32 protein-coding genes are annotated in these 25,991 nt (G+C 66.3%); 20 read left to right on the top strand and 12 right to left on the bottom strand.

Annotation, left to right across the window (positions count from 1 at the left end):
- Positions 1-2: 2 nt before the first annotated feature.
- From AC0J5K_RS01220 to AC0J5K_RS01250, 7 genes are all read right to left on the bottom strand, one after another.
- Positions 3-866, bottom strand: coding sequence for an energy transducer TonB family protein (locus AC0J5K_RS01220; protein ID WP_274565878.1), 864 nt, complete (start codon positions 864-866; stop codon positions 3-5).
- Positions 863-1,255 carry an ExbD/TolR family protein gene (locus AC0J5K_RS01225; protein WP_074836853.1) on the bottom strand — a complete coding sequence of 131 codons (393 nt, stop codon included), beginning with the start codon at positions 1,253-1,255 and terminating at the stop codon, positions 863-865. The genes AC0J5K_RS01220 and AC0J5K_RS01225 overlap by 4 nt, the downstream gene beginning before the upstream one ends.
- Entirely contained in the window at positions 1,252-1,602 is a 351-nt protein-coding gene (locus tag AC0J5K_RS01230; RefSeq protein ID WP_083416039.1) for a biopolymer transporter ExbD, read from the bottom strand. The genes AC0J5K_RS01225 and AC0J5K_RS01230 overlap by 4 nt, the downstream gene beginning before the upstream one ends.
- Before the next feature lie 25 nt (positions 1,603-1,627).
- Positions 1,628-2,257, bottom strand: a complete 630-nt coding sequence (locus AC0J5K_RS01235) for a MotA/TolQ/ExbB proton channel family protein (RefSeq protein ID WP_274565877.1) — start codon at positions 2,255-2,257, stop codon at positions 1,628-1,630.
- Positions 2,254-2,694: a hypothetical protein gene (locus AC0J5K_RS01240; RefSeq protein ID WP_274565876.1), complete on the bottom strand. Its 441-nt coding sequence runs from the start codon at positions 2,692-2,694 to the stop codon at positions 2,254-2,256. Before AC0J5K_RS01240 ends, AC0J5K_RS01235 begins: the two co-directional genes overlap by 4 nt.
- A 171-nt stretch (positions 2,695-2,865) precedes the next feature.
- Positions 2,866-3,195 (bottom strand): L-rhamnose mutarotase, encoded by a 330-nt coding sequence (locus AC0J5K_RS01245; protein ID WP_074836860.1) that lies wholly within the window; start codon positions 3,193-3,195, stop codon positions 2,866-2,868.
- Complete coding sequence (locus AC0J5K_RS01250) at positions 3,192-4,034, bottom strand: amidohydrolase family protein (protein ID WP_274565875.1); 843 nt, start codon at positions 4,032-4,034, stop codon at positions 3,192-3,194. The genes AC0J5K_RS01245 and AC0J5K_RS01250 overlap by 4 nt, the downstream gene beginning before the upstream one ends.
- Positions 4,035-4,095: 61 nt before the next feature.
- Between AC0J5K_RS01250 and AC0J5K_RS01255 the strand changes: the two genes are divergently transcribed.
- Together AC0J5K_RS01255 and AC0J5K_RS01260 are read left to right on the top strand one after the other, a co-directional pair.
- A complete protein-coding gene (locus AC0J5K_RS01255) occupies positions 4,096-5,187 on the top strand; it encodes a mannitol dehydrogenase family protein (protein WP_274565874.1) in 1,092 nt (363 codons plus the stop codon).
- Between the two features lie 2 nt (positions 5,188-5,189).
- Complete coding sequence (locus AC0J5K_RS01260) at positions 5,190-6,158, top strand: aldo/keto reductase (protein WP_274565873.1); 969 nt, start codon at positions 5,190-5,192, stop codon at positions 6,156-6,158.
- A 6-nt stretch (positions 6,159-6,164) separates the two neighbouring features.
- Here the strand turns inward: AC0J5K_RS01260 and AC0J5K_RS01265 are convergent, their stop codons facing one another.
- The gene (locus AC0J5K_RS01265) at positions 6,165-7,067 is read right to left on the bottom strand and encodes a GntR family transcriptional regulator (RefSeq protein ID WP_274565872.1); all 903 of its coding nucleotides are present in this window, start codon (positions 7,065-7,067) and stop codon (positions 6,165-6,167) included.
- A 136-nt stretch (positions 7,068-7,203) separates the two neighbouring features.
- Here AC0J5K_RS01265 and AC0J5K_RS01270 point away from each other — a divergent pair, with 136 nt between their 5' ends.
- The 8 genes from AC0J5K_RS01270 to AC0J5K_RS01305 all read left to right on the top strand — a co-directional run bounded on the left by AC0J5K_RS01270 (position 7,204) and on the right by AC0J5K_RS01305 (position 15,762).
- Positions 7,204-8,238, top strand: coding sequence for an ABC transporter permease (locus AC0J5K_RS01270; RefSeq protein WP_211568872.1), 1,035 nt, complete (start codon positions 7,204-7,206; stop codon positions 8,236-8,238).
- A gap of 84 nt (positions 8,239-8,322) precedes the next feature.
- On the top strand, positions 8,323-9,261 hold the full coding sequence (locus AC0J5K_RS01275; protein ID WP_048529259.1) for an ABC transporter substrate-binding protein: 939 nt from the start codon (positions 8,323-8,325) through the stop codon (positions 9,259-9,261).
- A gap of 77 nt (positions 9,262-9,338) precedes the next feature.
- Positions 9,339-10,115, top strand: coding sequence for an ATP-binding cassette domain-containing protein (locus AC0J5K_RS01280; RefSeq protein WP_074836870.1), 777 nt, complete (start codon positions 9,339-9,341; stop codon positions 10,113-10,115).
- On the top strand, positions 10,112-11,122 hold the full coding sequence (locus AC0J5K_RS01285) for a zinc-binding alcohol dehydrogenase family protein (RefSeq protein WP_274565871.1): 1,011 nt from the start codon (positions 10,112-10,114) through the stop codon (positions 11,120-11,122). The genes AC0J5K_RS01280 and AC0J5K_RS01285 overlap by 4 nt, the downstream gene beginning before the upstream one ends.
- 11 nt (positions 11,123-11,133) lie before the next feature.
- Entirely contained in the window at positions 11,134-12,651 is a 1,518-nt protein-coding gene (locus AC0J5K_RS01290) for a UxaA family hydrolase (protein WP_274565870.1), read from the top strand.
- Positions 12,652-12,673: 22 nt separating this feature from the next.
- Entirely contained in the window at positions 12,674-13,399 is a 726-nt protein-coding gene (locus AC0J5K_RS01295; RefSeq protein ID WP_074836874.1) for an SDR family oxidoreductase, read from the top strand.
- A 22-nt stretch (positions 13,400-13,421) separates the two neighbouring features.
- The gene (locus tag AC0J5K_RS01300; RefSeq protein WP_074836876.1) at positions 13,422-14,264 is read left to right on the top strand and encodes a fumarylacetoacetate hydrolase family protein; all 843 of its coding nucleotides are present in this window, start codon (positions 13,422-13,424) and stop codon (positions 14,262-14,264) included.
- A gap of 274 nt (positions 14,265-14,538) precedes the next feature.
- Positions 14,539-15,762 carry a GAF domain-containing sensor histidine kinase gene (locus tag AC0J5K_RS01305; protein WP_048529271.1) on the top strand — a complete coding sequence of 408 codons (1,224 nt, stop codon included), beginning with the start codon at positions 14,539-14,541 and terminating at the stop codon, positions 15,760-15,762.
- An 89-nt stretch (positions 15,763-15,851) separates the two neighbouring features.
- On the opposite strand, the gene trpS is transcribed toward AC0J5K_RS01305, so the two are convergent.
- Positions 15,852-16,886: a tryptophan--tRNA ligase gene (gene trpS / locus AC0J5K_RS01310; RefSeq protein WP_048529275.1), complete on the bottom strand. Its 1,035-nt coding sequence runs from the start codon at positions 16,884-16,886 to the stop codon at positions 15,852-15,854.
- 94 nt (positions 16,887-16,980) lie between these two features.
- Between trpS and AC0J5K_RS01315 the strand changes: the two genes are divergently transcribed.
- Positions 16,981-17,664, top strand: coding sequence for a rhomboid family intramembrane serine protease (locus AC0J5K_RS01315; RefSeq protein WP_074836880.1), 684 nt, complete (start codon positions 16,981-16,983; stop codon positions 17,662-17,664).
- A 3-nt stretch (positions 17,665-17,667) separates the two neighbouring features.
- Here the strand turns inward: AC0J5K_RS01315 and AC0J5K_RS01320 are convergent, their stop codons facing one another.
- Positions 17,668-18,759 (bottom strand): AI-2E family transporter, encoded by a 1,092-nt coding sequence (locus tag AC0J5K_RS01320; protein WP_274565868.1) that lies wholly within the window; start codon positions 18,757-18,759, stop codon positions 17,668-17,670.
- A 107-nt stretch (positions 18,760-18,866) separates the two neighbouring features.
- The gene (locus AC0J5K_RS01325) at positions 18,867-19,598 is read right to left on the bottom strand and encodes a Crp/Fnr family transcriptional regulator (protein WP_048529280.1); all 732 of its coding nucleotides are present in this window, start codon (positions 19,596-19,598) and stop codon (positions 18,867-18,869) included.
- Positions 19,599-19,685: 87 nt separating this feature from the next.
- On the opposite strand from AC0J5K_RS01325, the gene AC0J5K_RS01330 reads away from it, so the two are divergent.
- Complete coding sequence (locus AC0J5K_RS01330) at positions 19,686-20,102, top strand: response regulator (RefSeq protein WP_274565867.1); 417 nt, start codon at positions 19,686-19,688, stop codon at positions 20,100-20,102.
- A gap of 326 nt (positions 20,103-20,428) precedes the next feature.
- A complete protein-coding gene (locus tag AC0J5K_RS01335; protein ID WP_048529285.1) occupies positions 20,429-20,704 on the top strand; it encodes a hypothetical protein in 276 nt (91 codons plus the stop codon).
- Positions 20,705-20,743: 39 nt separating this feature from the next.
- On the opposite strand, the gene AC0J5K_RS01340 is transcribed toward AC0J5K_RS01335, so the two are convergent.
- The gene (locus AC0J5K_RS01340; RefSeq protein ID WP_074836883.1) at positions 20,744-20,983 is read right to left on the bottom strand and encodes a hypothetical protein; all 240 of its coding nucleotides are present in this window, start codon (positions 20,981-20,983) and stop codon (positions 20,744-20,746) included.
- A 184-nt stretch (positions 20,984-21,167) separates the two neighbouring features.
- On the opposite strand from AC0J5K_RS01340, the gene AC0J5K_RS01345 reads away from it, so the two are divergent.
- The 7 genes from AC0J5K_RS01345 (at position 21,168) to AC0J5K_RS01375 (ending at position 25,901) form a co-directional block, all read left to right on the top strand.
- A complete protein-coding gene (locus AC0J5K_RS01345; RefSeq protein ID WP_048529290.1) occupies positions 21,168-21,365 on the top strand; it encodes a CsbD family protein in 198 nt (65 codons plus the stop codon).
- A gap of 9 nt (positions 21,366-21,374) precedes the next feature.
- Positions 21,375-21,884, top strand: coding sequence for a pyridoxamine 5'-phosphate oxidase family protein (locus tag AC0J5K_RS01350; protein ID WP_074836885.1), 510 nt, complete (start codon positions 21,375-21,377; stop codon positions 21,882-21,884).
- 84 nt (positions 21,885-21,968) lie between these two features.
- A complete protein-coding gene (locus AC0J5K_RS01355; RefSeq protein WP_074836887.1) occupies positions 21,969-22,622 on the top strand; it encodes an HdeD family acid-resistance protein in 654 nt (217 codons plus the stop codon).
- Positions 22,623-22,766: 144 nt separating this feature from the next.
- Positions 22,767-23,321 (top strand): ATP synthase subunit B family protein, encoded by a 555-nt coding sequence (locus AC0J5K_RS01360; protein ID WP_274565866.1) that lies wholly within the window; start codon positions 22,767-22,769, stop codon positions 23,319-23,321.
- Complete coding sequence (locus AC0J5K_RS01365; RefSeq protein WP_274565865.1) at positions 23,318-23,716, top strand: phage holin family protein; 399 nt, start codon at positions 23,318-23,320, stop codon at positions 23,714-23,716. The genes AC0J5K_RS01360 and AC0J5K_RS01365 overlap by 4 nt, the downstream gene beginning before the upstream one ends.
- Positions 23,706-24,929 carry a DUF3618 domain-containing protein gene (locus tag AC0J5K_RS01370; RefSeq protein ID WP_274565864.1) on the top strand — a complete coding sequence of 408 codons (1,224 nt, stop codon included), beginning with the start codon at positions 23,706-23,708 and terminating at the stop codon, positions 24,927-24,929. The genes AC0J5K_RS01365 and AC0J5K_RS01370 overlap by 11 nt, the downstream gene beginning before the upstream one ends.
- A 3-nt stretch (positions 24,930-24,932) precedes the next feature.
- The gene (locus AC0J5K_RS01375; protein ID WP_074836892.1) at positions 24,933-25,901 is read left to right on the top strand and encodes a YihY/virulence factor BrkB family protein; all 969 of its coding nucleotides are present in this window, start codon (positions 24,933-24,935) and stop codon (positions 25,899-25,901) included.
- The last annotated feature ends 90 nt before the right edge of the window (positions 25,902-25,991 follow it).

The raw sequence follows: 25,991 nt of genomic DNA on the forward strand, positions 1-25,991 counted from the left end.
CCTCAGCGCCCCTGTATCCTGATCGAAAAGCTCCGCCGCGCGCCTGCGGGCGGCCGGGGAAAGGGGGCGGCATTGCGCACCACCGCCAGCGCCGCGCGGTCGAAAGCCGCCGTGCCCGAGCTGCGCGCGATCGAGATCGCCGACAAAGCGCCGCCCGGGGAAATCGAAAAGGCCACCACCGCCGCGCCCCGGGCCCGCCCCTCGGGCCGGCCGGCGCGCGCGATCCGGCGCATCACCAGGCCCGGGTAAGTGCTGGCGGCCGCCGTACCGGCGCTCTGCGCCGCGCCGCCACTGCCGCTGGACCGGGCGCGGGCGGTCGCGGTGCCGGCGTTGGTGCCGGCGCGGGTCTCCTGCCTGGCTCCGGCCGGCGCGGACTTGGCCTGTCTGGGTGCCGGTTGGGCTTGGGATTTGCGCGCTTGAGAGGTCGGCTCGGGCCGGGCCGTCCGGTGTCTTTGCTCGAACGCGGCGCTGCGCTGCGCCGGCCGGGGCGAACGGGCGAGCGTTGCGGTGTCGGGCGTCTCGCCGCTTACGACTTCGCGGGGGCGGGTTGGGGCTAGGCCGGGCGCCGGCGCCGCCTTGAGCGGGGAAATGCCCGGCACCTGCGGCGCGGGCAGGACATCGGGGCGCTCTGCCGTCACGGGCGCAACCTCTGGCGCCGCGTGCGCCATCGTATCCCGCGCCGTCTGGGCCGAGAGCGCCCCGGCGGCCATATCGGCAAAGGCATTGCCCAGGCGCACCTCGGCGGCACCGCCGCTGCCTTCGGTCATGGTCTCATCGGGGGCGGCCAGCGCCAAGGCGATGGCGGCATGGGCGAGGCCCGCAAACGACAGCGCCGCGAGCTTGGCCGTGCGTGACGACGCGATCATGACGCCAGACCCCGTTCGGTGACCAGCACCACCCGCGCTGCCCCGGCGGCGCGCAGCGCGCGGCCGATGCGCAGCAGATCGGTGGCTGGCAGGTCGCGGTCCGGCACAAGGCGCACCAGCGCCCGGCTCTCGGGCGGTTGCGCGTCAAAGAATGCCTCGGGCGAGGCGGTCTCGGCCCCGCGCCAGGTGAGCCGGCCATCGGCATGGATCACCAGCGCGTCGGCCGGGGCGGTGCCGGCAAGATCGGCGGTGCGCACCAGCGTCAACTGCTTGTCCAGCGGCCGCGCCAGGGTGCCGGCGACGAGAAAGAAGATCAGCATGAGAAAGACGATGTTGATCAGTGCAATGGTCGGTTCGCCTTTGTTGCGTGGGCGCGGTTTGCGGATCATGACGTCTCCAGTACCGTGACAGTGAGGCCCGGCACCTGGCGCAGGGTGGCCAGAAGGTCGGACAGGCGCTGCGCCGTTACCGCGCCGGTCAGGGCCACGATGACCGGCAATGCGCCATCGGCCCGCTGCTGCGCCTTCAACGCGGCGGGCAGGCCGACCAAGGTACGCTCGGCCCCATTCAGGCTGAGCCGCTCCGGCGACAGCCGCAGGAACACTGGTCGGCTGGTGTTGTCGGCCCCGCCGCCGGTGCCGCCGGCAGCCAGCTCGAGTTCGGCAAAGCGGGTGAATGTCGAGGACAGCATGAAGAACAGCAGCAACAGGAAGATCACGTCGATCAGCGAGGTCATCGACAGCCTGCGCCGCCGCCGGAGCCTACGCATGGGCAGGCGCGACCCGGGTTTCGGGGGCGAGGATGCTGTGCAGCGCCTGTTGCGCAAAGACCCGCTCGCGGTCCATCCGCGATTCGAACCAGCTCAGGATCAGCGCCGTCGGCATTGCCACCGCCAGCCCCACCGCTGTGGTCAGCAGCGCCACCCAGATGCCACCGGCAAGGATCGACGGATCGACCTGCGCGCCGGCCTCTTGCAGCGCCTGAAAGGCCGAGATCATCCCCAGAACGGTGCCGAACAACCCCAGAAGCGGCGCCAGCTGCGCCACGCTGTCGAGCAGGCGAAAGCCGCTTTCGAGCCGGGCGAAACGTGCCTCTGCCTCGGCCTCCAGCCGGTGCGGATCGGATTGTTCCGAGAGCGCCATGTCGATCACCGGCCGCAGATAGCTGCGCGACCGCCCGAGATGGTCCCGCGCCGCGCCACGCTCGCCCGCGTCCCAGGCGGCGACCGCCAGTTTCAGGGCGCGGTGGCTGCCCACCCGGGCGGCGGCGAACTGCCAGAGCTTGTAGAGCACGACGGCGCAGACCAGCACCGACAGCGCCGCCAGCAGCAGAACCACCGGGCCGCCGAGCTCGGCGATCCGCGTGACGGCCTGTTGCAGCGCGGCGATCATCCCAGCACCTCGACGTCGGCGCGGCTGCGCAGTTCGAGCCCCTCGCTACAGGCCGTCGGGCTCAGCCCGTCGCCGGAGCAGGTTTCGGCGCCGTTGAACAGAACCTGGCCCAGCGCCGCGCAGTCCAGATCGGGCACCACGAATTGCCGCACCCTTGGCCGGGCCGCCGGAAGTTCGCCGAAATCGAACAGGGTCAGCCGCTCGACCCGACCCTGATCGTCGAACAGCACCGCTTCGAACACCGCCTGGCGGATGTCGCCGGCGTGGCCGTTCTGGATCAGAAAGCTCATCCGGCAGGCGGCATCGACCGGCGCCACGGCATTGAGCTCGATGGTGACATGGGCGCCCAGATCGGCTTCGGCTTCGGCGGCGGCCGGCCCGGCGAGCGGGACGAGGGCGGCCCAGACAGCCAGGGCGCGCGGTACAAGGCGGATCATGGCCTTCGCTCCTGAGATTGTTTCACTTGGAACGTCTGGCTCGGGCGCCCGGCACCGGTGGCTGACTTGGCCGGTGTGGTACCAGCTTGCGCCGCGCTCGGCAATACCAGACTAAAACACTATGGTTTGGCCGCCGTGGGCCGCAGCGCGGCAAAACACCGGCCGCCTGGCTCAGGGAAGGTGGAAGACCTCTTCCATCGGTGCCCACCATTCACCCTCTGACCGGCTGTCGAGCGGGCTTTGCATCGGGCCGCAGATCTTCCACCAATCGCGGGTGACAGGATCGGCGGCGATGGCGGCGGAATCGGCTTCGAAATCAGTGCCGGTATACTCCCAATAGCTGAACATCAGCATTTCCGGCTCGCGCAGGAAGATCGAGTAATTGGTGATGTTGGACTGCCGCAACCGTGCCAGCACATCCGGCCAGACCTCGGCATGAAGGCGTTTGTACTCCGCTGTGTGCTCCGGCTTCAGTCCGATGACCTGTCCCATGCGTTTCATTGAATTTCTCCCTCTTGATCAAGCGCGTAGATGCGGCGCGCGGTATCGCCGAACAGCGCCTCGCGTTCGGCCAAGGTCAGCTCTGCCGCCATTTCCTGCGCCGCCGCGTGCCATTTGGCATAGGTGCCGGCCAGCTCCAGCACCGGCCAGTCGCTGCCCCACATCACCCGCTCGGGCCCGAAACAGGCGAACACATGATCGAACACCGGGCGCAACCTTGGAGCGGACCAGCCGGGACCGAATTCATTGGCCAACCCCGAGAGCTTGCAGCTGACCTGCGGATGGCGGGCAAGGGCCTGAATGCCGGCGCGCCAGTTGTCGCCGGGATCGCTGCCGGCAAAGCGCGGCTTGGCGCAATGATCGATGATCAGCGGCAGCTCCGGCAGGGCGCGGGCGAGCCTGTCGATCACCGCAAGGTGGCGCGGCGTGATCAGCGCGTCCATGCGCAGCCCGGCTTCGGCCACCTGGCGCAACCCGGTCAGCACGTCATCACGCAGAATCCAGTCGGTTTCGGGGATGTCCTGAAGCATCGGCCGGATGCCCCGCAGCCGCGGATGCGCCAGGCGGTCGATCTGGCGCGGCACATCCCCGGTCAGATCGAGCCATCCGACCACGCCGCGGATCAGCGGCGTCGTGTCGGAGAGCGACAGCAGGAATTCGGTCTCTTCCAGCGTCGGGGCGGCCTGAACGGCCACCGTTCCGGTCACCCCGGCGGCCTGGGCCAGCGGCGCGAGATCGGGCGGCAGGAGGTCGCGGCGGATCGCGGCCACGCTGTCATCCATCCACGAATAGTCGCCGCGCGCGATGCGCCAGAAATGCTGGTGGGCGTCAATGGTCACGGAATTTCCTTGCATGCTGCATTGTTCTAAATAATAACAAACCAAATCGGGAGACTCGTCAATGGCAATTCCAACCGTCCTGCAATTCGGCACCAGCCGCTTTCTTCAGGCGCATGCCGATCTGTTCCTTGCCGAGGCCATGCCAGAGGCGCGCCCCGTCGTGGTGGTGCAATCGAGCGGCGATCCGGCGCGCGCCGGGCGGGTCGCGGCGCTGGCACAGGGCTATGACGTCAGGATCCGCGGCTTGCAGGACGGCAAGCCATTGGACGAAACCCGGCGGGTCACCTCGGTGGCGCGCGGCCTGTCGCTCGGCCCGGATCTGGACGAAGTGGCGCGCCTGGTGGCGGGGGATGTGGAAATGATCCTGTCGAACACCGCCGATGCGGGTTTTGCGCCGCAACCGGCCGATGCGGGGGCGCGGTTCGACATGGCGATGTCGTATCCCGCCAAGCTGGCGCATCTGTTGCGCGGCCGGTTCGAGGCTGGCGGCGCACCGGTGCAGATCATGCCGACCGAGCTGGTGCGCAACAATGGCAGGGTCCTGCGCGATCTCGTGCTGGCCGCCGCCGGCGCCATGCCGGCGGGCTATCGCGACTGGCTGCGTGACGAGGTCGTCTGGGTCAATTCGCTGGTCGACCGCATCGTTTCCGAGCCGCTGCATCCGGCGGGGGCGGTTGCCGAACCCTATGCGCTCTGGGCGATCGAGGGGCAGCCGCGCCTGCGGCTGCCCTGCACCCATCCGGCGATACGGGAGGTGCCCGATCTGGGGCCGATCGAGCGCCGCAAGCTCTTCGTGCTCAACCTCGGGCACAGCTGGATCGTGGCCGACTGGCTGGCGCGCGGGCGGGCCGGTGCCACCCATGTGCGCGACGTGATGGCGGATGCCGATTGGGCCGGGCGTTTGCGCGACCTTTATGCGCAGGAGGTGCTGCCCGGCTTTGCCGCGGCGGGGGAGGGCGAGGGCGTGGCCGAATATGTGGCGACCACGCTGGAGCGCTTTGCCAACCCCTATCTCGATCACTGTCTCGAAGACATCGCCCAGAACCATGCCGAGAAGCTCGCGCGTCGGATCGGCGCCTTTCTCGATTGGGCTGAGGCCAACGGCGACACTGGCGCCAAACCGCAGCTGCGCGCTGCCCTGGAGGGGAAATGACCATGAAGACACGACGCATCGGCACCACGGATCTTTCGGTCACCGAGGTCGCTTTCGGCTGCGCCAGTATCGGCAATCTCTATCGCGAAACCAGCGAAGCCGAGGCCGAAGCGGTGTTGTCGCGCGCTTGGGAGGCGGGCATCCGCTATTTCGACACCGCGCCGCATTACGGCCGCGGCCTGTCCGAGATGCGTCTGGGGCGGTTCCTGAAATCCCGCCCCGAGGCTGTCGTGTCCACCAAGGTCGGGCGCATCCTGTCGCCCGCCGGATCGACGATTGCCGAGGCCGACGGCTATGTGAGCCCGGCCCAGAACGACGTGCGCTACGATTACTCCGGCGACGGGCTCGAAGAGAGCTTCGAGCAGAGTTGCGAACGGCTCGGGCGCACGGAGATAGATATTCTCTATGTGCATGATATCGGGGAATATACCCATGGCGCCGAAGGTAATCGCCCGCACCGCGAGGCGTTTCTTGACACCGGCTATGCGCGGCTCGTTCGGCTTCGCGAGCAAGGGCGGATCAAGGCCTTTGGCCTTGGCGTCAATGAATGCGAGGTCTGCCTCGACCTGATGCGCAATGCCGGGCCGATCGACGTGATCCTGCTGGCCGGCCGGCTGACGCTGCTGGACCGATCCGCCGAGGCAGAGCTGGTGCCCGCCTGCACAGCGGCGGGGACAAGCCTGGTGCTCGGCGGTATCTTCAATTCCGGCATTCTGGCGACCGGCCCGGTCGAAGGCGCGACCTATGATTACGGCCCGGCCCCCGAAGAGGTGCTGAACCAAGTGGCCGAGTTGCAGGCCAGGTCCGAGGCGCTGGGCGTGCCGCTGGCGACGGCGGCGTTGCATTTCGCCATGCAGCATCCGGCGGCGGCTTCGGTGCTGCTTGGCACCGCGAAACCGGCCTCGCTGACCCGCAATCTCGACGCGCTTGCGACACCAACGCCGCGCGGCCTGCAAGCGCTCTTTGGCTGAGCGCGCTCAGCCCAGGTCGTGGTGTCGCAGCGAGGACAGCAAGGTTGTCTTCGAGGTCCGCAGGTGGCGCAGGGCGGCGTCGCGCGCGGCCTCGGCATCGCGGGCCTCGAGCGCGTCGATGATCGCCAGGTGCTCATCGATGGCGGCGGCATTGCGGTGTTTCTCTTCGGTCTTGTCCCACATGTAATGGTAGTGAAAAATCAGCGAGATCACCTTTTGGAACTCGGCGATAAAGCGATTTCTGACCACTGAATTGATGGTCTGGTGAAACCGTTCGTCAAGCTTGGAGAATTCGTGGAAATCGCGGTCGATGGCCTGTTTCAGGGCGAGGTGGTCGGCGCGCAGCTGCGCCAGCCTGGCCCAGACCGGATGGTCCACCGGCGCCTCGACGACCTGGCTCACGGCGTTCTGTTCCAGCACCGAGCGGAAGTCTGACAGCTCGATGGCGAAATCCTTGGTAAAGCCCAGCAGCATCCAGCCGCCCTGCGGCCGGCGCGAGACCAGGCCAAAGCGGCTGAGCCCGGCAAGAAATTCCTTGAGATCGTATTGTGGCACCTCGAAGGTGCGCGACAGTTCCGCCACCGACAGCGGCGTATTCGCCGGCACGTCAAAGCGCAGCACCCAATCGAGAAAGCGCTGTTCGAGATCGCTGGGGTCGGCCGCGGCCTCGGGCACCGCGATCCGGTCTTCGGCGCGGGGCTGGCGCAGCAGATGTTTGTCGCGGCCCTGCCAGGAAATCAGGCCGAGCTCTTCCAGCCGCGTCAGGCAGCGCCGGATCACCGTGCGGCTGACGCCGGCAATCTCGGCCAGACGGGTTTCCGAGGGAATCGGCGCCTTGGGCGGCAGGGTCTCGCAATAGGTGAGGATCCGGTTGTAGGCCTCCCGATACCTGGTGTCGCTGCGCGCCATGTCACTGCCTTTCCTCGCGTCCGCCCCGGGGCGGTTCTTGTATTTGTACGATATTATAAAAAACAGTTGACGGAATCAAGAGAGGCTTGTTTATGTACTAAATAATTAAATGCAAGACAGCGAGAAGGGGAGGCGCATGTCTGACGCAACCAAACCCGCGGATCGGCGCGCTGCGACGCCGCTGGCGGCCCTGATGCCGGATGCGGCCAAGATCCACCGGCTCTCGGCGGTTCTGACGCTGCTGCTTCTGGTGGCCGGGTTTTCGCTGGCCAGCCAGGCATTCTTTTCGGTCAACAACGGGCTGACCATCCTGTTGCAGACCTCTGTCATCGGCCTGCTTGGCATCGGCATGACCATGGTGATCATCACCGGCGGCATCGACCTCTCGGTCGGCTCGGTTCTGGCGCTCTCCGGGGTCGGCACGGCGATGGCGATCAAGGCCGGGCTGCCGGTGGCGCCGGCGATGGCCCTTGGCGTTCTGATCGGCGCCGGCTGTGGCGCGGTCAACGGTCTGGTTGTCACCCGGATGAAGATCCCGCCGTTCGTGGCGACGCTGGGCATGATGCTGATGGCGCGGGGTCTGGCCCTGCAACTGACCGGCGCGGCGCCGATTTCCCAGCTTGGCGAGGCCTTTGGCCGGCTGGGCAACGGGGCGCTCTTTCGCATGGTCGAGATGCAGTCCAACGGGTTTCCCAAGGTGATCTTTCCCGGCATTCCCTATCCGGCGATCCTGCTGCTGCTGGTGGCAATGGGCGCGGCCTACATGTTGCGGCGCCGCCGCATCGGCCGCCACATCTATGCCACCGGTTCCAACGAAGAGGCGGCGCGGCTTTCCGGCGTGCGCGTCGATCAGACCAAACTCTATGCCTATGTGATGTCGGGCGCGCTGGCCGGGCTGGCGGGCAATGTGCTGATGTCGCGTCTGGTCACGGCGCAGCCCAGCGAAGGCGTGATGTACGAGCTTGACGCCATCGCCGCGGCGGTGATCGGCGGCGCCTCGCTCTCGGGCGGTGTCGGTACCGTCTCGGGCACGATGATCGGCGCCTTCATCATCGGCATCCTGCGCAACGGGCTGAACATGGCCGGCGTCTCGGCCTTCATCCAGCAGATCGTCATCGGTGCGGTGGTGATCGGCGCGGTCTGGATCGACCAGATGCGCAACCGGCGCTGACAGAGGTTCTGTCCGGTGCCGGCCATGGCCGGACCGGGCGTCCAATAAGACCAAGACCCAAAATCTCAACTGAGGAGGAATGAGATGAAGACCTACAAGCTTGGAATGCTGGCGTCGGTGATGGCGCTTTCGGCCGGGATGGCCACGGCCGGCGAGATCGCGGTGATCGTCAAGACCACCAGCTCGAACTTCTGGCAGAACGTCAACAAGGGCGCGGAAGCCGCGATCGCGGCCCAGTCCGAACACAGCTTCAGCTTTGATGGCCCGGCCACCGAAAGCGCCGTCGCCGATCAGGTCAACCTCGTCGAGAACGCGATCAATCGCGGCGTTTCCGGCATCGTGCTGGCACCGTCCGACCCCGAAGCGCTGGCTCCGGTGGTCAAGCGTGCCTATGAGAGCGGCATTCCGGTGGTGATCATCGACAGCGCCCTGACCGACGGCGCGAAAGGCACCTATCAGGCGTTCCTGTCCACCGACAATTGCGCCGCCGGCGAAGAGGTGGCCAAGCGGATGATCGACGAGGCCGGCACCGAGGGCAAGGTTGCCGTGATGTCCTATGTCGCCGGTGTCGGATCGGAAATCGGCCGCGTCGGCTGTTTCTCGGACTATCTGACCGCCAATTCGGATCTGGAAATCGTCGGCCCTTATTATTCGCAGAGCCAGATGGCGCAGGCGCTGAACCAGACCACCGATATCCTTGCCTCAAACCCCGATCTTGTCGGCATCTTCGGCGCCAACGAGCCCACCGCCGTGGGCATGGGCCGCGCCATCATGCAGGCGGGCAAGGCCGGTCAGCTGGTCGCGCTGGGCTTTGACGGCAACGAAGACCTGCAACAGTTCGTCCGCGAGGGGCTGATGGAGGCGACGGCGGTTCAGGGCTCTTTCGCGATGGGCGAAAAGGGCGTGAACGCGATCATCGACATCCTCGGCGGTGAAAAGGTCGAGCCCTTCATCAACACCGGTGTGGTGCTGGTGGATCAGGAGAACATCGACTCCGACCAGGCGAAAAACGTGCTCTACTGAGCCGAAATCGCGGCGGGCGCGCCAGGTTGCGCGCCCGTCGATCAGACAGCAGCAGACCCCCGGCAGAAAGGCGCCCCATGTCACAGCCCCCCCTCGTAGAGATGATCGGTATCGAGAAGCACTTCGGTGGCGTCCGGGCCGTCGATCACGTCTCGCTTGATCTGTTTCCCGGCGAGGTGGTCGGCGTGCTGGGCCACAACGGCGCCGGCAAATCCTGCCTGATGCGCATCCTGGCCGGCGCGATGATCCCCAATGCCGGCGAAATCCGCGTCAACGGCAGCCCGGTGAGCTTTGCCGATCCCAACGACGCCCGCGAAGCCGGAATCGAGACGATCTATCAGACGCTGGCGCTGGCCGATCACCTGGATGCGCCGTCGAACCTGTTTCTCGGCCGCGAGCTCAAGACCCGTTTAGGCAATCTCGACGATGCCCGCATGCTGGCGGAATCGCGCAAGGTGCTGGCCCGGCTCAACCCGAATTTCAAGAACCTGCAAGACCCGGTCTCGTCGCTTTCGGGCGGCCAGCGGCAGGTGATCGCCATTGCCCGGGCGATCTATTTCGACACCCGTGTTCTGATCATGGACGAGCCCACCGCCGCGCTCGGCCCGTCGGAGACCGCGATGGTCGCCAATCTGATCCGGCAATTGCAGTCCGAGGGCATCGGCATCCTGCTGGTCAGCCACGACATGCACGATGTCTTTGACCTCTGCGACCGGGTGGTGGTGATGAACAAGGGCCGGCTAGTCGGCGCCCACCGCATCGACGAGGTGACCAAGGACGATGTGCTCAGCCTGATCGTCAAGGGCGAACTGCCGGCCGACTGGACGGCGCGCAATCTGGAGGCGGCGCAATGAAGGACGTGATGCAAGAGACAATGGCCTGCGGCACCTGTGTCGAGCCGGGCACTTTCGCGCTGCAAGAACGTGCCAAGCCGCGCGAGGCGCCAGAAGGTCACCGACTGGTGGATATCGCCGCCATCGGCATCTGCGGCACCGATTACCACATCTTCGAGGGCAAACACCCGTTTCTGAACTACCCGCGCGTGATCGGCCACGAGCTCTCCGGGCATCTGGCCGACGGGCCGGACGCCGGCAGGCTGGTGGTGGTGAATCCCTATCTGTCCTGCGGCACCTGCCGGGCCTGCCGACGTGGCAAACCCAATTGTTGCAGCGATATCGCGGTGCTAGGGGTGCACGCCGATGGCGGCATGTGCGCCCGGATCGTTGTGCCGGAACAGAACCTCTATCCCGCCGAAGGGCTGACACCGGAGCAGGCGGCGATGGTCGAGTTCCTTGCCATCGGTGCCCATGCGGTGGCGCGCTCAGGGTGCGGGGCGGGCGACCGGGTGATGGTGACCGGCGCGGGGCCGATCGGGCTTGGCACCGCGCTTTTTGCCCGGATCGCGGGGGCCGAGGTGCATCTGATGGATCTGAGCGCCCAGCGGCTTGCCAAGGCCGCCGATCTCTTCGGCTTTGCCGACACCCATCAGCCGGGCGAGGATATCCTGTCGGGCGATCTGGCCGAGGGGTTCGATCTGGTGTTCGACGCCACCGGCAATGCCAAGGCGATCGAGGCGGGCTTTCCACTGGTGGCGCATGGCGGCAGCACCGTGCTGGTCAGCGTGGTCAAGGAAAGCATCACCTTCGCCGACGCCGAGTTTCACAAGCGCGAATCCCGCATCATCGGAAGCCGCAATGCGCTGAAAGAGGATTTCGACCGGGTGATGGCGGCGATCCGCAGCGGCGCGGTGCCGACCGAGGCCATCGCCTCGGCCATCGTGCCGCTCAAGGATCTGCCCGCGCGGTTCGCGAAGCTCGCGCATGACCATGATCACCTGATAAAGGTCATCGTGACGCCGTGAAGGATACAGAAATGACCGACCAGCCCTTTGCGCTTTGTCTGCACGCCGGCGACAACGTTCTTGTCGCCCTGCGCGCCGTGCCGGCGGGCACCCGGTTGCCCGGCGATGTGACCGCGCAAGAGGCGGTTCCGGCGGGCCACAAGATCGCGCTGCGCGACCTGCGGCGCGGCGAGAATATCCTGAAATACGGCCAGATCATCGGCGCGGCGAGCGCTGACATTTCCGCTGGCGCGCATGTTCATGTGCACAACCTCGGCATGGGGGCGCACAAACAGGATCACGCCTTCGGCACCGCCGCGCAGCCCCTGCCGAAAGCGGAGGCGGCGGCCGAATTCCAGGGCTTTCACCGCCCCTCCGGCCGGGTCGGCACACGCAATTACATCGGCATCCTCACCTCGGTGAACTGCGCCGGTTCGGTGGCGCGGTTCATTGCCGAAGGCGCGGCCGCGGCGGACATTCTGGCCGAATTCCCCAATGTCGACGGCATCGTGCCCATCGTGCATGGCACCGGCTGCGGCATGGCCGGCAAGGGCGAGGGCTATGAGACGCTGTTCCGCACCCTTGCGGGCTATGGCCACAGCGCCAATTTCGGCGCCATCCTGATGATCGGGCTGGGCTGCGAGGTCATGCAGATCCCCGATCTGATCGACCGCAAGGCGCTCAAAGACAGCGCGCGGTTCCGCTACATGACGATCCAGCAACAGGGCGGCACCCGCGCCACCGTCGACAAGGGCGTGGCGATCCTGCGCGAGCTGGCGGCCGAGGCCGACAAGGCCCGCCGCGCCCCGGCCCCGGCCCGCCACCTGGTTCTGGGCATGCAATGCGGCGGCTCGGACGGCTATTCCGGCATCACCGCCAATCCGGCGCTGGGCGTGGCCTCGGATCTTCTGGTGCGCCATGGCGGCACCTCGATCCTGTCGGAAACTTCCGAGATCTACGGCGCCGAACACCTGCTGACCCGCCGCGCCGTGGATGCGCCGACCGGCCGCAAGCTGATCGACCTGATCGACTGGTGGGAAGATTACACCGCCCGCAACTTTGGCGAGATGGACAACAACCCCTCGCCCGGCAACAAGCGCGGCGGGCTGACCACCATTCTCGAGAAATCGCTGGGCGCGGTGGCCAAGGGCGGAAGCGCGCCGCTCTCGGGTGTGTACAAATACGCCGAACCGATCGATCAGCCCGGCTTCGTCTTCATGGACAGCCCCGGATATGATCCCTGTTCGGTCACCGGGCAGATCGCTTCGGGCGCCAATCTGGTCGCCTTTACCACAGGCCGCGGCAGCGTCTCGGGCTATCAGCCGGTGCCGGCGATCAAGATCGCCTCGAATCCCGATCTCTGGCGGCGGATGGAGCCAGACATGGACGTGAACTGCGGTGACATCCTCTCCGGCACCAGCCTCGAGGCTAAGGGGCAGGAGATTTTCGATCTGCTGCTTCAGGTGGCCTCCGGCAGCCAGACCAAGAGCGAGGCGCAGGGCTTTGGCGCGGTGGAATTCGTGCCCTGGCAAATCGGCGCCGTGATGTGACGGCGCGCAAGGGAGACAAGATATGACAAGCGATCTGACAGGCCAGCGCGTGCTGGTGACGGCCGCCGCCCAGGGCATCGGCCGCGCCACCGCCCAAGCCTTTGCCCGCGCCGGCGCGCGGGTGCTGGCCACCGATATCAACGCGCCCGGCCTAGCCGGGCTCGATGGCTGCGAGACCGCGCGGCTCGACGTTCTGGATGCGGAATGCGTCGCCGAGGTCTGCGCCCGGGCCGGAGCGGTCGATGTGCTGTTCAACGCCGCCGGCGTGGTGCACAGCGGCACGGTGCTGGACTGTTCCGAGGCCGAGCTCGACTTTGCCTATGACCTCAACGTCAAATCGATGGTGCGGATGGTGCAGGCGGTGCTGCCGGGCATGCTCGAGCGCAAGTCGGGCACGATCCTCAACGTCTCGTCGGTGGCCTCGTCGGTCCAGGGCGTGCCCAACCGTTTTGTCTATTCCACCACCAAGGCGGCGGTGCTCGGCCTGACCAAGGCGATTGCCGCCGATCACGTGGCGCAGGGCATCCGCTGCAATGCGATCTGCCCCGGCACGGTGCAATCGCCGTCGCTCGACGACCGGCTTGCGGCGGGCGGCGACTACGAGGCCGCCCGCGCCGCCTTTGTCGCGCGGCAGCCGATGGGGCGCATCGCCGCGCCGGAAGAGATCGCCGATCTTGCGGTCTACCTGGCCGGCGCCACGTTCACCACCGGCCAGGCCTGTTGCATCGACGGCGGCTGGACCCTCTGATTTTCCTCAAGAAAGACGACAAATGAAACTGCTTCGCCATGGCGCTCCGGGCGCCGAAAAACCCGGCCTGATGCACAGCGACGGCACCATCCGCGACCTCAGCGGCCTGATCGACGATCTCGCCGGCGCGGCGCTGTCGCCCGAGAGCCTGGCCAGGCTTGCCGCAGTCGATGCCGGCGGGCTGCCCGAAGTCGCGGGCAATCCCCGGCTCGGGCCGCCGGTGGCGGGCACCGGAAAATTCATCTGCATCGGGCTGAACTATGCCGATCACGCCGCCGAAAGCGGCATGGAGGTGCCGCCCGAGCCGGTGATCTTCATGAAGGCGACCTCGGCGATCTGCGGCCCGAACGACCCGATCATCCTTCCGCGTGGCTCGGAAAAGACCGACTGGGAGGTCGAGCTTGCGGTGATCATCGGCAAGGCAGCGAAATATGTCAGCGAGGCCGAGGCGCTGGACCATGTGGCCGGCTACGCAATCACCAACGACGTTTCGGAACGGGCCTTCCAGGCCGAACGCGCCGGTCAGTGGACCAAGGGCAAGAGCTGCGACAACTTCGGCCAGATCGGCCCCTGGCTGGTCACCCGGGACGAGGTCTCCGATCCGCAGAACCTCGCCATGTGGCTCACCGTGAACGGTGAGACGATGCAGGACGGCTCCTCCAAAACGATGGTCTATGGCGTCGCGCATCTTGTGCATTATCTCAGCCAGTTCATGACGTTGCACCCCGGCGACGTGATCTCGACCGGCACCCCGCCGGGCGTCGGGCTGGGGATGAAGCCGCCGCGCTACCTCAAGGCCGGCGACGTGGTGGAGCTTGGCATCGCCGGGCTGGGCCAGCAGCGCCAGGACGTGATCGCCGACTGAGCCCGCCGAGGGGGACGGCACCGCCCCCCTCGATCCGGCCCGTCGCCTTGACCGGCTCCCGCCCGCCCGGCGCCGGCATCCGCTTTGTGGCTTTGCACCTGCCTCGTTATGCTCTAAGGCGACGGTCCGGGCCCCCCCGGACCGACACCCGACGCGCCCGGCTTCCGAGCCGGCGGCTGCGTGTCATGCTGCTTCCAGACGCTTGACCCGGCGGCGGATGCGGTCACACTCCGGCCGGGGTGCCACAGAGTCAGGCCATACAGGCAGGAGCGCAATGACCGTACCAACGACCCGCATGCAGGACCACCAGGCCTTTCTCGGGGGAAACCACGACTTTCAGGCCGATATCGAGCTGATTGCCGGCAGCGAAACCGTGAGCGTCATTCTCGAAACCGTGCGCCTGGCGACCGGCATGCGCTTTGCCGCCGTCTCGCGGGTGACCGCGGATCGCTGGGTCGCCTGCCGCACCTCCGACGATATCTCGTTCAATCTGGCCAGCGGTGATGAGATCGCCATCGGCAGCACCTTTTGCCAGACCGCGCGCGACACCGGCGAACCGGTGGTCTTTGACGACGTCAACACCGACGAGGCCTTCGTGGATCATCCGATTGCCCGGCAATTCAATATCGTGAGTTATGTCTCGATCCCGATCTACCGCGACGATGGCAGCTTCTTCGGCACGCTCTGCGGCATCGACATCGTGCCGCGCCGGGTCAAGCGGCCCAGAGTGCAGGCGATGTTCCGGATGTTCGCCGATCTCATCGGCCGCAGCCTCGATACCGAAATGCGGCTCGAGGCGCAGGAACAGCTGGTCGAACATGAACGCCGACTGGCCGCCGCGCGCGAGGAATTCGTCGCCATCCTCGGCCATGACCTGCGCAATCCGGTGACCGCCTTTGGCGCCGGCCTGCGGCAGCTGCGCGGCGAGGCCCTCTCGGACCGGGCGGAACAGACCGTCGCGCTGATGCGGGCGGCGGTGCTGCGGATGGAAGATCTTATCGGCAACATGCTGATCCACGCCAAACAGCGGCTCGGCGGCGGGATTTCGGTCTCGGTGGTCGCGGATGCGCCGATCCGCCAGGCGATCAGCCAGGTGGTGGAAGAGGTGCGCATCGCCCATCCCGCGCATGAGGTGAGCCTCGATCTCGAGATCGACCGTCCGGTGAGCTGCGATGCGCCGCGGGTGGCGCAGGCGGTGTCGAACCTGCTGGCGAATGCGGTGCAGCACGGGCGCGAGGGTGGCCCGATCCGGGTTGCGGCCTTCTGCGACGATGCGGGCATGACCATCGCGGTCACCAACGCCGGCCCGGCGGTCTCGGACGATTTCGCCCAGAAACTATTCGAGCCCTTCCGCCGCGCTGCCGGGTCCGGCGGCGATGGTCTCGGACTTGGGCTCTACATAGCTTCGGCCATCGCCACGGCGCATAACGGCCATCTCGAGGTCAAGAGCGGCGAAGGAGAGGTCACCTTCTCCTTTCGTCTGCCGCTCTTCGCCTGAGCGTCAGCCACCGGCTGATCACGTATTCCGATTGAAAATACCGCGGACCGGAGGGTCGCCCCCGGTCCGCGGCCGGCGATCCGCGGCGGTCAGCCCCGGACCATGCCGACAATGTCATAGGCCCGCTCGAGGATCGGCGCCGCGATGGCCCGCGCACGGCCGGCGCCATGCGCCAGGATACGGTCGATCTCGCCGACATCGCCCATCAGCCGCGACATCTCGGTCGAGATCGGCGAGAGCTTGGCCACCGCCAGATCGGCCAGCATCGGCTTGAACTCCGAGAATTGCCGCCCGCCGGCCTCGGCCAGCACCTCTGCCACCGTCTGGTTGTTCAGCGCGGCATAGATATTGACGAGGTTGCGCGCCTCGGGCCGGTCCTCGAGCCCCTCGGCCTCCGAGGGCAGCGCCTCGGGATCGGTCTTGGCCTTGCGGATCTTCTTGGCGATCATGTCGGCATCATCGGTCAGGTTGATCCGCGAGGCGTCCGAGGGATCGCTTTTTGACATCTTCTTCGACCCGTCGCGCAGCGACATCACCCGCGTCGCGGTGCCCTCGATCACCGGTTCGGTGATCGGAAAGAAATCGACGCCGAAATCGTTGTTGAACTTGATCGCAATGTCGCGGGTCAGCTCGATATGCTGCTTCTGGTCTTCGCCCACCGGCACATGGGTCGCGTGATAGGTCAGGATATCGGCCGCCATCAGCGCCGGATAGGCGAACAGGCCCAGCGAGGCATTTTCCTGGTTCTTGCCGGCCTTGTCCTTCCATTGCGTCATGCGCTTCATCCAGCCCATGCGTGCCACGCAGTTGAAGATCCAGGCAAGCTCGGCATGGGCCGAGACCTGGGACTGGTTGAACAGCACCGACTTGTCGGGGTCGACGCCCGAGGCGATGAAGCCCGCCGCCAGCTCGCGGGTGGCGCGGCGCAGGTCGGCCGGATCCTGCCAGACGGTGATCGCATGCATGTCGACCATGCAGAAGATCGATTGAACGCCGCTGTCCTGGCTGTCGGCAAAGCGCTTGAGCGCGCCGAGATAATTGCCGAGATGCAGGTTGCCCGAGGGCTGGATGCCCGAAAAGACGCGCGGGGTGAAGGCAGATGGGGTTTGGACGCCCTCTGTCATGGGATTTCTCCGTCTGGATTTTCGATCGTTCAGCGCTTACCCATGGCATCCGAGGCCGTCAAGCCGAAGGCCCGGAGCCACAGCAGGAGCGCCCATGTCCGATCCGTTCAACCATCCGCCGGTCAACCCGTTGCCGCCGGCCATCACCGGGCTGTTCCTGGTGATCGCCGGGATCGAGCTGGCCTTTCAGGCCGGCACCCAGGGCTTTGTCGGTGGGCCGCAGGCGGTGGGCTGGCGGCTGAACGCGATGCAGAACTTCGCCTTTTCCGGCGATATCTTCGACTGGATGCTGGCCAATGGCATCTACCCGCCCGAGCAGCTTCTGCGCTTTGTCAGCTATCCCTTCATCCAGGCCAATTTCACCCATGCGCTGTTTGTCGGCGTGATGCTGCTGGCGCTGGGCAAATGGGTCGGCGAGGTGATGGGTGGGGCGCGGGTGATCGCGCTGTTTTTCTTTGCCTCGGTGGTCGGGGCGGCAGCCTATGGCCTGCTGCTCGACGATCCGGTGCCGTTGATCGGCGGCTTTCCGGGTGTCTACGGCATTATCGGTGGCTTTACCCTGCTGCTCTGGCGGCGACTGGGCGAAGAGGGCGCGCCGCAGGCGCGGGCGTTTTTCCTGATCGGCGCGCTGCTGCTCATCCGGCTGGTGTTCGGCCTGCTTTACGGCACCGATGCCACCTGGGCGGCCGATTTCGCGGGCTTTGCCGCAGGTTTTCTGCTGGCCGGGGTGCTGGCGCCGGGCGGCTGGCGCGCCGTTCTGGCGCGGATCCGGCGATAGGGCTCAGACCTCGGGCGTGGCCGATGTGTTCTTGGGCGACGGCGCCGCCGCGACTTCGCCCGGAACCTCCCCTTCGAAGACGTCGAGCATGACCAGCAGGATCGCCAGCATCGGGATCGCCACGATGGCTCCGATCGGCCCCCAGAGCCAGAGCCAGACCACCAGAGAGACAAAGATCAGCAGCGGGTTTATCGCGATGTTCTTGCCGACCAGCGCCGGCGTGACGAACTGCGCCTCGATCAGGTTGAACAGCAGATAGAGCACCGGCGGCAGGATCACCATGATGCCGTCGAAGGCCAGCAGCCCGGCGAGGCTGAGTCCGAGAACCATCCCGATCGGACCGATATAGAGGATGTAGTTCAGCATTGCCGCCGCCAGCCCCCAGATCACCGGGCCAGGCAGGCCGATCAGCGCCAGCGCGCTGCCAACCGCCGCGCCAAGGCCGAAATTGATCGTGGTGATCGTCAGGAAATAGCGCGAGACGACGCGTTCGGCGCGGGTGAGGCGGCGCATGATCTCGGGCGTTTCCGCCGAAGAGCCGATCTTGCGCGACATGTAGACATAGATGTTCTTGCGGGTGAACAAAAAGAAGAACAGCGCCCCGACAAAGATCAGGAATTGCGCCAGGAACACCGGCGCCAGCAGGATGGCGCTGGTCAGATTGGGCATCACCGGGTCACCTTCGGCGTCGGTCTGGCCGTTGCCGTCACCGCCGAGGGCCTGTTCGACCTCGCGGTTGACGTCCTCGAGGCCGCGGATCAGCCCGCGGAGCTCCTCGATGAAGCTGCGCAGTTCGAGCCGGATGCGCGGCACCTCTTCGGCGACGCGCCAGACCACGGGTTCCACCAGGATAACAAGCAACCCGATGCCGCAGACCCCCGCAAACAGCACCAAGGCCGAGGCCAGCCCGCTTGACAGCCCGAGCTTTTCAAGCCCGTCGGTCACCGGCGCCAGCATGACGCCGGTAATTGTCGCGAGCGTCAGCGGCGCAAAAATGTCTGCCCCCGCCTTGAGCGTCGCGAACACAAGGATCGCGGCGATGACGATGACGGCGGACCGCAGGATCGGGTCGGGATTTTTGTATCGATGAGCCACAGGTCAGCAACCCTGTGAACCCGGGCCGGGTTCCCGCCAGTGGGCGATATTGTTGCCGGGCTTGCGGGTCTGCGTCGCTGCCGCGACGGGCGCGGTCGCGGCCGATGTCAGATCAGCGGGCGGGTGATCTGCTCGCGGTCGGGTTCGAGCTGCGCCAGTTCGCAGAGCGCGTCGTATTTCCGGACCGTCAGCATCCCGTTCTGCCAGGACGCCAGGCCACGTTCGCGCAGGCGGGTGAGCATCTTGTTGGTATGCACTAGCGACAGCCCCAGCGCATCGGCGAGATCATGTTGTTTGTAGGGCAGGGGCAGCCGGTTTTTTCGGACGAGGCCCTGCGCACTGCCCCGGTCGTAAAGCCGGACAAAGGCCCGCGCGATGCGCTCGAGGCCATTCATCCGGCCAATGACCGCCAGGCTCTCGCCCAGGAGATGCTCTTCGACCGCGGCGACCCAGGTCAGGTCAAAGGCCCGGTCCGGGTGGTCCGCGAACAAAGACCACAACGCCTTGCGGTCAAAGACGCAGAGCCGCATCTGTGTCGTCGCCTCGACCGAATGCTGCATTTCGGACATCACGCCCGCCTGCAAGCCAAGGAAATCTCCGGGGAAAACGAAATTGATCACCTGACGTTCGCCGCCCGACAACGTCTTGTAGCGCAGGCCCATGCCTTCGAGCACGGTAAACAGCTGCGGGCTGTTCGACCCTTCCATCATCAACGTCGCGCCGCCCTCGATGGCCAGCTCGCCGGATTTGAACTCCTGCATGAAGGCCAGTTCTTTCTCGGTCAGAGGATCGAAAATCGGCCACTTTCGCAGCGGGCAGCTTCGGCAAGGCGTGGTCATGGCAAGAAACCTTGTCTTGGTATGTCATATTTTAATGCAAGGGTTGGGCGAAGGAATCAATATGCTTTCATGAGCAGAGGGGAATCGATGAAAGACAGCGTTGAGCCAAGCGGCCTCGCGCACCAGGATGCCGCGCCGGTGATCCTGGTTCTCGAGCGGGATCCGCTCATTGCAGAGGATATCATCGGATCGCTTGGCGCTGTGTGTGATTGCCGGGTTGTTCATGCCAGCCAGCTGGAGGAGTTTTTGGCCAAGCTGGTGGAAGAAGCCCATGTTCTGGCTGCCTTTCTTGAGATGCGCTTGTCCAAGGTGGTGGAAAGTGGTCTTGACCAGACCCTTGCCCAAAAGGGAGCCGGCATTGTTCTGACCGTAGGGGAGGACGATCAGAAACAGGCGCAGGAGAAGGGCTGGGGCATGTTGGTCCGGCCCTTCTCCGATCAGATGATCGGCGAGGCATTGCGCTCGGTCGTGCAGCCGGAGGCCGGTCAGGTCAGCATTCCCTGAGCCTGCATCGGATGAAAGGGCGCAGCCTGTGAGCACCGCTCTCGCGGTCGGTGACGATATCCAAGAGCATCGTCGCCAGCATGTTCGTGACCGGATGCGGCAATTCTTCGAGCAACATCGGACCGGGTCCGGTCTTTTTCGTCCTGGGCGAGCGCGCGATTTTCTGTGTCCGTCCGAACACCGTGCGCGTGCGGAAATTCGGCGCAGGGGGCTGTGACTGGGAACTTGCCGGGCCGTCAGGCGTTGGTCCGGGAACCCGAGAGGTGGGCCTGCGGACCAAAAGCATCGCCTGCCTTCCACATCACCGAGACCAGCGGAGACGGAAGATGAGCTCACCCGACACCAACCTGAAAAAACAAAAACGCCGCCACAGGGGGCCGCTGATCGGCATGGCCGTCGTGGCGGTCTTTGCCATCGGCCTGATCCTGTTCTGGATCGGCGAGGTCTTTGTCACCGCACCCGGCCCCGAGAGCGAGCCGGCGGAGGCCGCCACCGAGCAGGTTTCGCCGACCGAGCTTGAGACAGGCACCGTCGACGTGCCGCCCGAGGCCCCGGTCGAAGAGGTCGCCCCCGGCGATACCGACGTCGAAGTCGAACAATAAGCCTGACGGGCCCCCGCCGCGAACCGGCGGGGGCTTTGCCTACAAGGTCCAGGCCGCCCAGGAAATCGTGCCCAGCACCAGAACCGCCAAGATCGGCCAGAGGATGCGGTGCCAGGGAAAGGCTGCCTGGTCCGCCTGCGGCGTGTCCAGCACTGCCCGGGCAGTGTCTTGGCCCGGCTTTTGCGCCACCACCTTCGGGGCTGCCGGGCGTCTGCTGTCCAGATAGATCACATTTTGGAGGTGCGGCGCGCCGGCCGGGTCTTTCTGCGGCTGTCCCATGGGCTGGCATTCCTTCGCATGACGGCGCCGTTCACTGAGTCGTGAACACCGCCGCGACCATAAAGTTCCCGAAATTCGACAGTCTGGAAGTAAATGATTTTTCGGCAGATTTTCACATCCGCCGGGAACTCGCCTGTAACGCCGGCGTTTACATTTCAGTACGCAAAGCGAACAGGAGGACATTATGAACTGGGACCAAATCGAAGGCAATTGGAAGCAATTCAAAGGTCAGGCTCAAGCCAAATGGGGTGACCTCACCGACGACGAATTGCAGCGCGCCAAGGGCAACCGGCAGGAGATGGCCGGCATCATCCAGGAGAAATACGGCAAGACCCGCGAAGAAGCCGAGCGGGAAGTCGATGCCTGGGCCAGTACGCTCTGAGGCCGCGGAATGTCGATGACAGACAAGGTGCGCGCAGATGCGCGCACCGCCCTGTTCGACGTGTTGAGCGACACCGGCACCGGCATGCTCGGCGTCAAGAATGCCGATCCGCACATGCAGCCGATGACCCATCACGCCGACCGTGACACGGCCGAGCTTTGGTTCATCACTTCTTCCGACACCGATCTGGTGCGGGCCATGGGGCGGGGCGCCGAGGCGCACTACTGCCTGACCAAGGGAGACGGCACGTTTTACGCCTGCCTGTCCGGCCGGTTCGAACCCAGCGTCGACACCGCCAGGCTGGATGATGTCTGGACTGCTGCGGCCGCCGCTTGGTTCGATGCGGGGCGCGACGGGTTCGACGTGAGGCTTCTGCGCCTCGCGCTCAGGGACGCCGCGATCTGGACCGCAACCGACAGCGCCGTGACCTTCGGGCTCGAAATCGCCCGGGCTAGGTTCGACGCCGACAAAAAACCCGATCTCGGCGCTCGCCGGATCGTCACCTTCGCGGACGCATAACGCCTCGGGCCCATGCCACCGCACGCGGCCCGGCCGCCGGTCTCCAGAAGTGTCGGACCCGCACAGAAACCGGGAGCCCACATCATGACCCAGACCGACAAGACCCAAGACAACCCCGATCCACAAGCATCGCCGCCGATGGCGGACAGCGCCTCCGACGTGTCGCTCGGGCGCGGTGAATTCGCGCGCGGCCCGCGATGGGCGCTGGTGGCCATTGGCGTCGCCAGCATCATCGCCGGGATCGCGGCGATCCTGTTGCCGTTCTTCGCCTCGCTCGCGGCCGTCCTGACCGTTGGCTGGTGCCTGGTTTTTTCCGGGGCGGTCGGCCTTTTCGCCGCGTTCCGCCGGCACGAGACCTGGGAAATGGCCAGCACCTTTGCGCTCTCGGTTCTCGCCATCGGCGTCGGCATCCTGATGATCCTTCAGCCCTTTGTCGGCATTGTCGCGCTGGCCACGCTGATCATCGCCTGGCTGGGTGCCAGCGGGGTGCTGCGGCTCTGGTACGGTCTCAAGCGCCGCCGCGAACCCGGCGCCATCTGGATGATGCTCTCGGGGCTTGCCGCCTTTGCCGTGGCCCTGCTTCTGTGGTTCGGTTTCCCGTTTAACGCGATCTGGCTGCCCGGCGTGGTGCTGGGATTCGACCTCATGCTCTGGGGCGCGCTGCTGATCGTGCTGTCGCGCAAGCCGGCAAGGGCCAGCGGCGCCGACCGCGGCGGCACGACGGAACAAAGCTCATGAAACCGTGTTGAGACGTGAGACGGCCGTGAGGCCAGGCAACCAAGGGAGGCAGCCATGCATGCCATTATTTATCTCGTCGGACTGATCGTCATCGTGCTTGCGATCGTGAATTTTGTTCTGTGACCCCTGCCGAAAGGATTTATCATGAGTACCCAAAACTTTGACGGCACAACCACAACGCGCAAAAGCGACCCGGAAACGGCCCGGACCGAGACCGACGCCCTGCGCAAGGATGCGCAAGAGACCGCCCGCGACATGAGCGAAACCGTCGTCGGCGAGGCCCATGCCCGGGCCGATGCCGCCAAGGAGGGCGTGGCCGATGAAATCTCGTCCGTGTCCCGGGCGCTGCGCAAGGCCTCGGACGAGCTGCGCGACGGCTCGGCGCAAGAGCGCACCTTCGGCGCCGCCGCCTCCTCGATGGCCGATTTCGCCGACACCGTGCGCGACAAGGATCTCGGCCAGATGGTGGATGATCTGGGCGATTTCGCCCGGCGCAATCCGGTGGCCTTTCTCGGTGGTGCGGCGCTTCTGGGCTTTGCCGGCGTGCGCATGGCCAAGGCATCGCGCCGTGCCCGGCTGAGCGACGAGGCCAGCGGGCGCGCCGGCGATGGCCAGCCCTCTTATGGCGGCGGCCAGGGCGTGGCCTCGGCCAGCGCCCACCCCAGCATGACACGCACCGGGAAAGGAGAGACATCATGACCAAGTCACCGAATGAAAGCACCTCCAGCCTGCTCGGCGATGCAATGGCCCATGTCAGCGCCCTGGTGCGCGGCGAGGTCGATCTGGCCCGCGCCGAGATCGACCAGAACCTGCGCCGGGCGGGCACCGCCATCGGCTTGCTGGTGGCCGCGCTTGTGGTGGCGCTGACCGCGCTCAACGTGCTTGTCGGCGCCATTGTCGCCGGGCTGGCCGAAGCCGGGATGGATCCTGGATGGGCCGCCTTTGCCGTGGGCGTCGTTCTGGTGATCGTCGCCTATGGCTTCGTCCAGAAGGGCCTGAATGATCTGAAACTGAGCAGCATCGCTCCGAGCCGCGCCGCGGCCAACGTGCAGCGCGATGTCGAAGCCGTCAAAGGAGCCGCAAATGCCAAATGACACCCGCACCCCCGATCAGATCGAACGAGACATCGAACGCGAGCGTTCCGATCTGGCCAGTACCGTCGATGCCCTGCAAGACAAGTTTTCGCCCGAGGCGGTGATTTCCGAGATCGCCAATGGCGTCCGGCGTCATGGTGGCGAGTTCGGCGATGCCGTCGGCCGCTCGGCCAAGCAGAATCCGCTGGCGTTGGCCGTTACCGGCGTTGGCTTGGCCTGGCTGATCTTTGGCCGGTCGCACGACGACCCGGCCGAGGACGTCCGCCGCAACGGTGTCACCCATCACAGCAGCAATCATGACCGTCGCGTGCCTGGCTACGCCGCCGGGCCGATGCGCGAATTCGCCGGGCGCGACCGCTATGCCGGGGCCGGATATAGCACCACGACCGAGCGCGAAGCGCGTTACGGCTCGACCTATGCCGGCTATCCCGAATGGGCGCGTCACGATCTCGACGAGGGTTGGGACGACGAGGATGATGACCGTTCGCTGACCGACCGCGCCACCGACACCGCCAGCGCCGCCGGCGAGACCGTTCGCGACGGCGCCGCCAGCGTCGCCTCGGGCGCAAGCTCCACCGCCGAGGCCGTGGGCTCGGGCGCCAGCGCCGCAGGGTCTGCCGTGGCCGGGGGCGCGCGCAGCGCCGCCGATGGCGTCAGCCGCGCCGCACGCGGCACCGCCGACCGTGTGGGCCGCGCCCGCGAGCGGCTTGCCCGTGGCACCGAAGACCTGAGCGACGCCGCCCGCGAGCGGATCGTCACCGCCCGGGCGCGCGCGCTCGACATGGCGCACAAGGCCGATGAAGCGGCGCGGCGCAACTATGCCCGCGGCCGCGACGCCACGGCGGATTTCGTCGAGGAGCAGCCGCTGGTGGCCGGTGCCATCGCGCTGGCCGTCGGCGCCGCGTTGGCCGGCGCCCTGCCGCGCACCAAGCGCGAGGACGAGCTGGTGGGGCAGACCCGCGACGAGCTTTTCGACGAGGCCGAGCGCATTTTCCGGGAAGAGCGCGACAAGGCCGAGCGTGTCGCCCGCGCCGCAATGTCCGAGGCCGAAAGCATCGCCGAAGAGAAACGCGATGCCGCCGACAATGCCGCGCCGGGCGACAAAACCGCTGTCGAGGCCGCGGCCGACGAGATGCGCGACGCCGGTCAACGGGTTGCCGATGCCGCCAGAGACAAGGCGGGCGAAGAAAACCTCGGCAAGCCGAAAGGCTGAGCGATGTCGGATATTCCCGGCCGCCATGCCACCCGGCCGCGCGACATTCCGTTGCGCGGCTGGAAAATGATCTTTCTGCGCGCTTGGCGCAAGATGAACGAGGACCACGTCGGCCTGATCGCGGCCGGCGTGGCCTTTTACGGTCTGCTGGCGCTGTTTCCTGCGATCACCGCTCTGATGGCGATTTCCGGCCTGCTCTTCGATCCGCAGCAATTCACCGGCGAACTCGAGACCGTGACGGCCTTTATGCCGGAAACCGTGGCCGAGATCGTGCTCGGCCAGGCCATCGAGGTGGCCGGAAGCCAGGAAGGCGGCCTCGGTCTTGCCGCGCTGTTCGGGATCGGCGTCGCGCTCTATTCCGCGTCGAAAGGCGTGGCGAGCCTGATCGAAGGCATGAACGTGGCCTACAACCAGCCCGAGACCCGGGGCATCGTCAGCCTCACGCTGATCAAGCTGGCGCTGACGCTGGGGCTTCTGGTCGGGCTGATCGCGGGCTTGGGCGCGGCGCTCGTCCTGCCCGGCATTCTTTCCATTCTGGCGCTGGGGCCACTGACCGAGATGCTGATCGGCCTGACCCGCTGGGTGATCCTGCTGGCAATGACGATCGGCGGCATTCTTGTTGTCTATCGCACCGCGCCCGATCGGGCGCCGGCGCAATGGATCTGGCTCTGGCCCGGCGCGGTGCTGGCCTGCGTCACCTGGATTGCGGCGTCGTTCGGCTTTTCGGTCTATGTCGAGAACTTCGGCAGCTACAACGAAAGCTTTGGAGCCCTCGCCGGGGTGATCGTGCTGCTGATGTGGCTGTGGATCTCGGCCTATGTCCTGCTGGTCGGCGCCGAGGTCAATGCCGAGGCCGAGGCCCAGGTCCGGCCCGACAGCACCACCGGCCCCGGCATGCCGCTTGGTATGCGTGGCGCGGTCAAGGCCGACGAACTGGCCGGCGGAACCGAACCGAAGGCGCGCGACGCCTGACAGCCTTTGCTATGCGCGATGCGAAGCCGCCGGGGTGTGCCACACCCCGGCGGTTTTGTTTCCGATGTCGGCTAAGATGCCCCCGGCGGC

The organism is Marinovum sp. E3 (assembly GCF_055755275.1).

Coding starts and splice junctions, on each gene's coding strand:
- AC0J5K_RS01345 (WP_048529290.1), top strand. CDS start 21,168: ATGAACTGGGACCAAATCGAAGGCAATTGGAAGCAATTCAAAGGTCAG.
- AC0J5K_RS01355 (WP_074836887.1), top strand. CDS start 21,969: ATGACCCAGACCGACAAGACCCAAGACAACCCCGATCCACAAGCATCG.
- AC0J5K_RS01265 (WP_274565872.1), bottom strand. CDS start 7,067: ATGGCGCGCAGCGACACCAGGTATCGGGAGGCCTACAACCGGATCCTC.
- AC0J5K_RS01235 (WP_274565877.1), bottom strand. CDS start 2,257: ATGATCGCCGCGCTGCAACAGGCCGTCACGCGGATCGCCGAGCTCGGC.
- AC0J5K_RS01350 (WP_074836885.1), top strand. CDS start 21,375: ATGTCGATGACAGACAAGGTGCGCGCAGATGCGCGCACCGCCCTGTTC.
- AC0J5K_RS01365 (WP_274565865.1), top strand. CDS start 23,318: ATGACCAAGTCACCGAATGAAAGCACCTCCAGCCTGCTCGGCGATGCA.
- AC0J5K_RS01255 (WP_274565874.1), top strand. CDS start 4,096: ATGGCAATTCCAACCGTCCTGCAATTCGGCACCAGCCGCTTTCTTCAG.
- AC0J5K_RS01325 (WP_048529280.1), bottom strand. CDS start 19,598: ATGACCACGCCTTGCCGAAGCTGCCCGCTGCGAAAGTGGCCGATTTTC.
- AC0J5K_RS01220 (WP_274565878.1), bottom strand. CDS start 866: ATGATCGCGTCGTCACGCACGGCCAAGCTCGCGGCGCTGTCGTTTGCG.
- AC0J5K_RS01370 (WP_274565864.1), top strand. CDS start 23,706: ATGCCAAATGACACCCGCACCCCCGATCAGATCGAACGAGACATCGAA.
- AC0J5K_RS01280 (WP_074836870.1), top strand. CDS start 9,339: ATGTCACAGCCCCCCCTCGTAGAGATGATCGGTATCGAGAAGCACTTC.
- AC0J5K_RS01300 (WP_074836876.1), top strand. CDS start 13,422: ATGAAACTGCTTCGCCATGGCGCTCCGGGCGCCGAAAAACCCGGCCTG.
- AC0J5K_RS01360 (WP_274565866.1), top strand. CDS start 22,767: ATGAGTACCCAAAACTTTGACGGCACAACCACAACGCGCAAAAGCGAC.
- AC0J5K_RS01290 (WP_274565870.1), top strand. CDS start 11,134: ATGACCGACCAGCCCTTTGCGCTTTGTCTGCACGCCGGCGACAACGTT.
- AC0J5K_RS01285 (WP_274565871.1), top strand. CDS start 10,112: ATGAAGGACGTGATGCAAGAGACAATGGCCTGCGGCACCTGTGTCGAG.
- AC0J5K_RS01330 (WP_274565867.1), top strand. CDS start 19,686: ATGAAAGACAGCGTTGAGCCAAGCGGCCTCGCGCACCAGGATGCCGCG.
- AC0J5K_RS01245 (WP_074836860.1), bottom strand. CDS start 3,195: ATGAAACGCATGGGACAGGTCATCGGACTGAAGCCGGAGCACACAGCG.
- AC0J5K_RS01335 (WP_048529285.1), top strand. CDS start 20,429: ATGAGCTCACCCGACACCAACCTGAAAAAACAAAAACGCCGCCACAGG.
- AC0J5K_RS01260 (WP_274565873.1), top strand. CDS start 5,190: ATGAAGACACGACGCATCGGCACCACGGATCTTTCGGTCACCGAGGTC.
- AC0J5K_RS01270 (WP_211568872.1), top strand. CDS start 7,204: ATGTCTGACGCAACCAAACCCGCGGATCGGCGCGCTGCGACGCCGCTG.
- AC0J5K_RS01275 (WP_048529259.1), top strand. CDS start 8,323: ATGAAGACCTACAAGCTTGGAATGCTGGCGTCGGTGATGGCGCTTTCG.
- AC0J5K_RS01240 (WP_274565876.1), bottom strand. CDS start 2,694: ATGATCCGCCTTGTACCGCGCGCCCTGGCTGTCTGGGCCGCCCTCGTC.
- AC0J5K_RS01305 (WP_048529271.1), top strand. CDS start 14,539: ATGACCGTACCAACGACCCGCATGCAGGACCACCAGGCCTTTCTCGGG.
- AC0J5K_RS01340 (WP_074836883.1), bottom strand. CDS start 20,983: ATGGGACAGCCGCAGAAAGACCCGGCCGGCGCGCCGCACCTCCAAAAT.
- AC0J5K_RS01295 (WP_074836874.1), top strand. CDS start 12,674: ATGACAAGCGATCTGACAGGCCAGCGCGTGCTGGTGACGGCCGCCGCC.
- AC0J5K_RS01315 (WP_074836880.1), top strand. CDS start 16,981: ATGTCCGATCCGTTCAACCATCCGCCGGTCAACCCGTTGCCGCCGGCC.
- AC0J5K_RS01230 (WP_083416039.1), bottom strand. CDS start 1,602: ATGACCTCGCTGATCGACGTGATCTTCCTGTTGCTGCTGTTCTTCATG.
- AC0J5K_RS01375 (WP_074836892.1), top strand. CDS start 24,933: ATGTCGGATATTCCCGGCCGCCATGCCACCCGGCCGCGCGACATTCCG.
- trpS (WP_048529275.1), bottom strand. CDS start 16,886: ATGACAGAGGGCGTCCAAACCCCATCTGCCTTCACCCCGCGCGTCTTT.
- AC0J5K_RS01225 (WP_074836853.1), bottom strand. CDS start 1,255: ATGATCCGCAAACCGCGCCCACGCAACAAAGGCGAACCGACCATTGCA.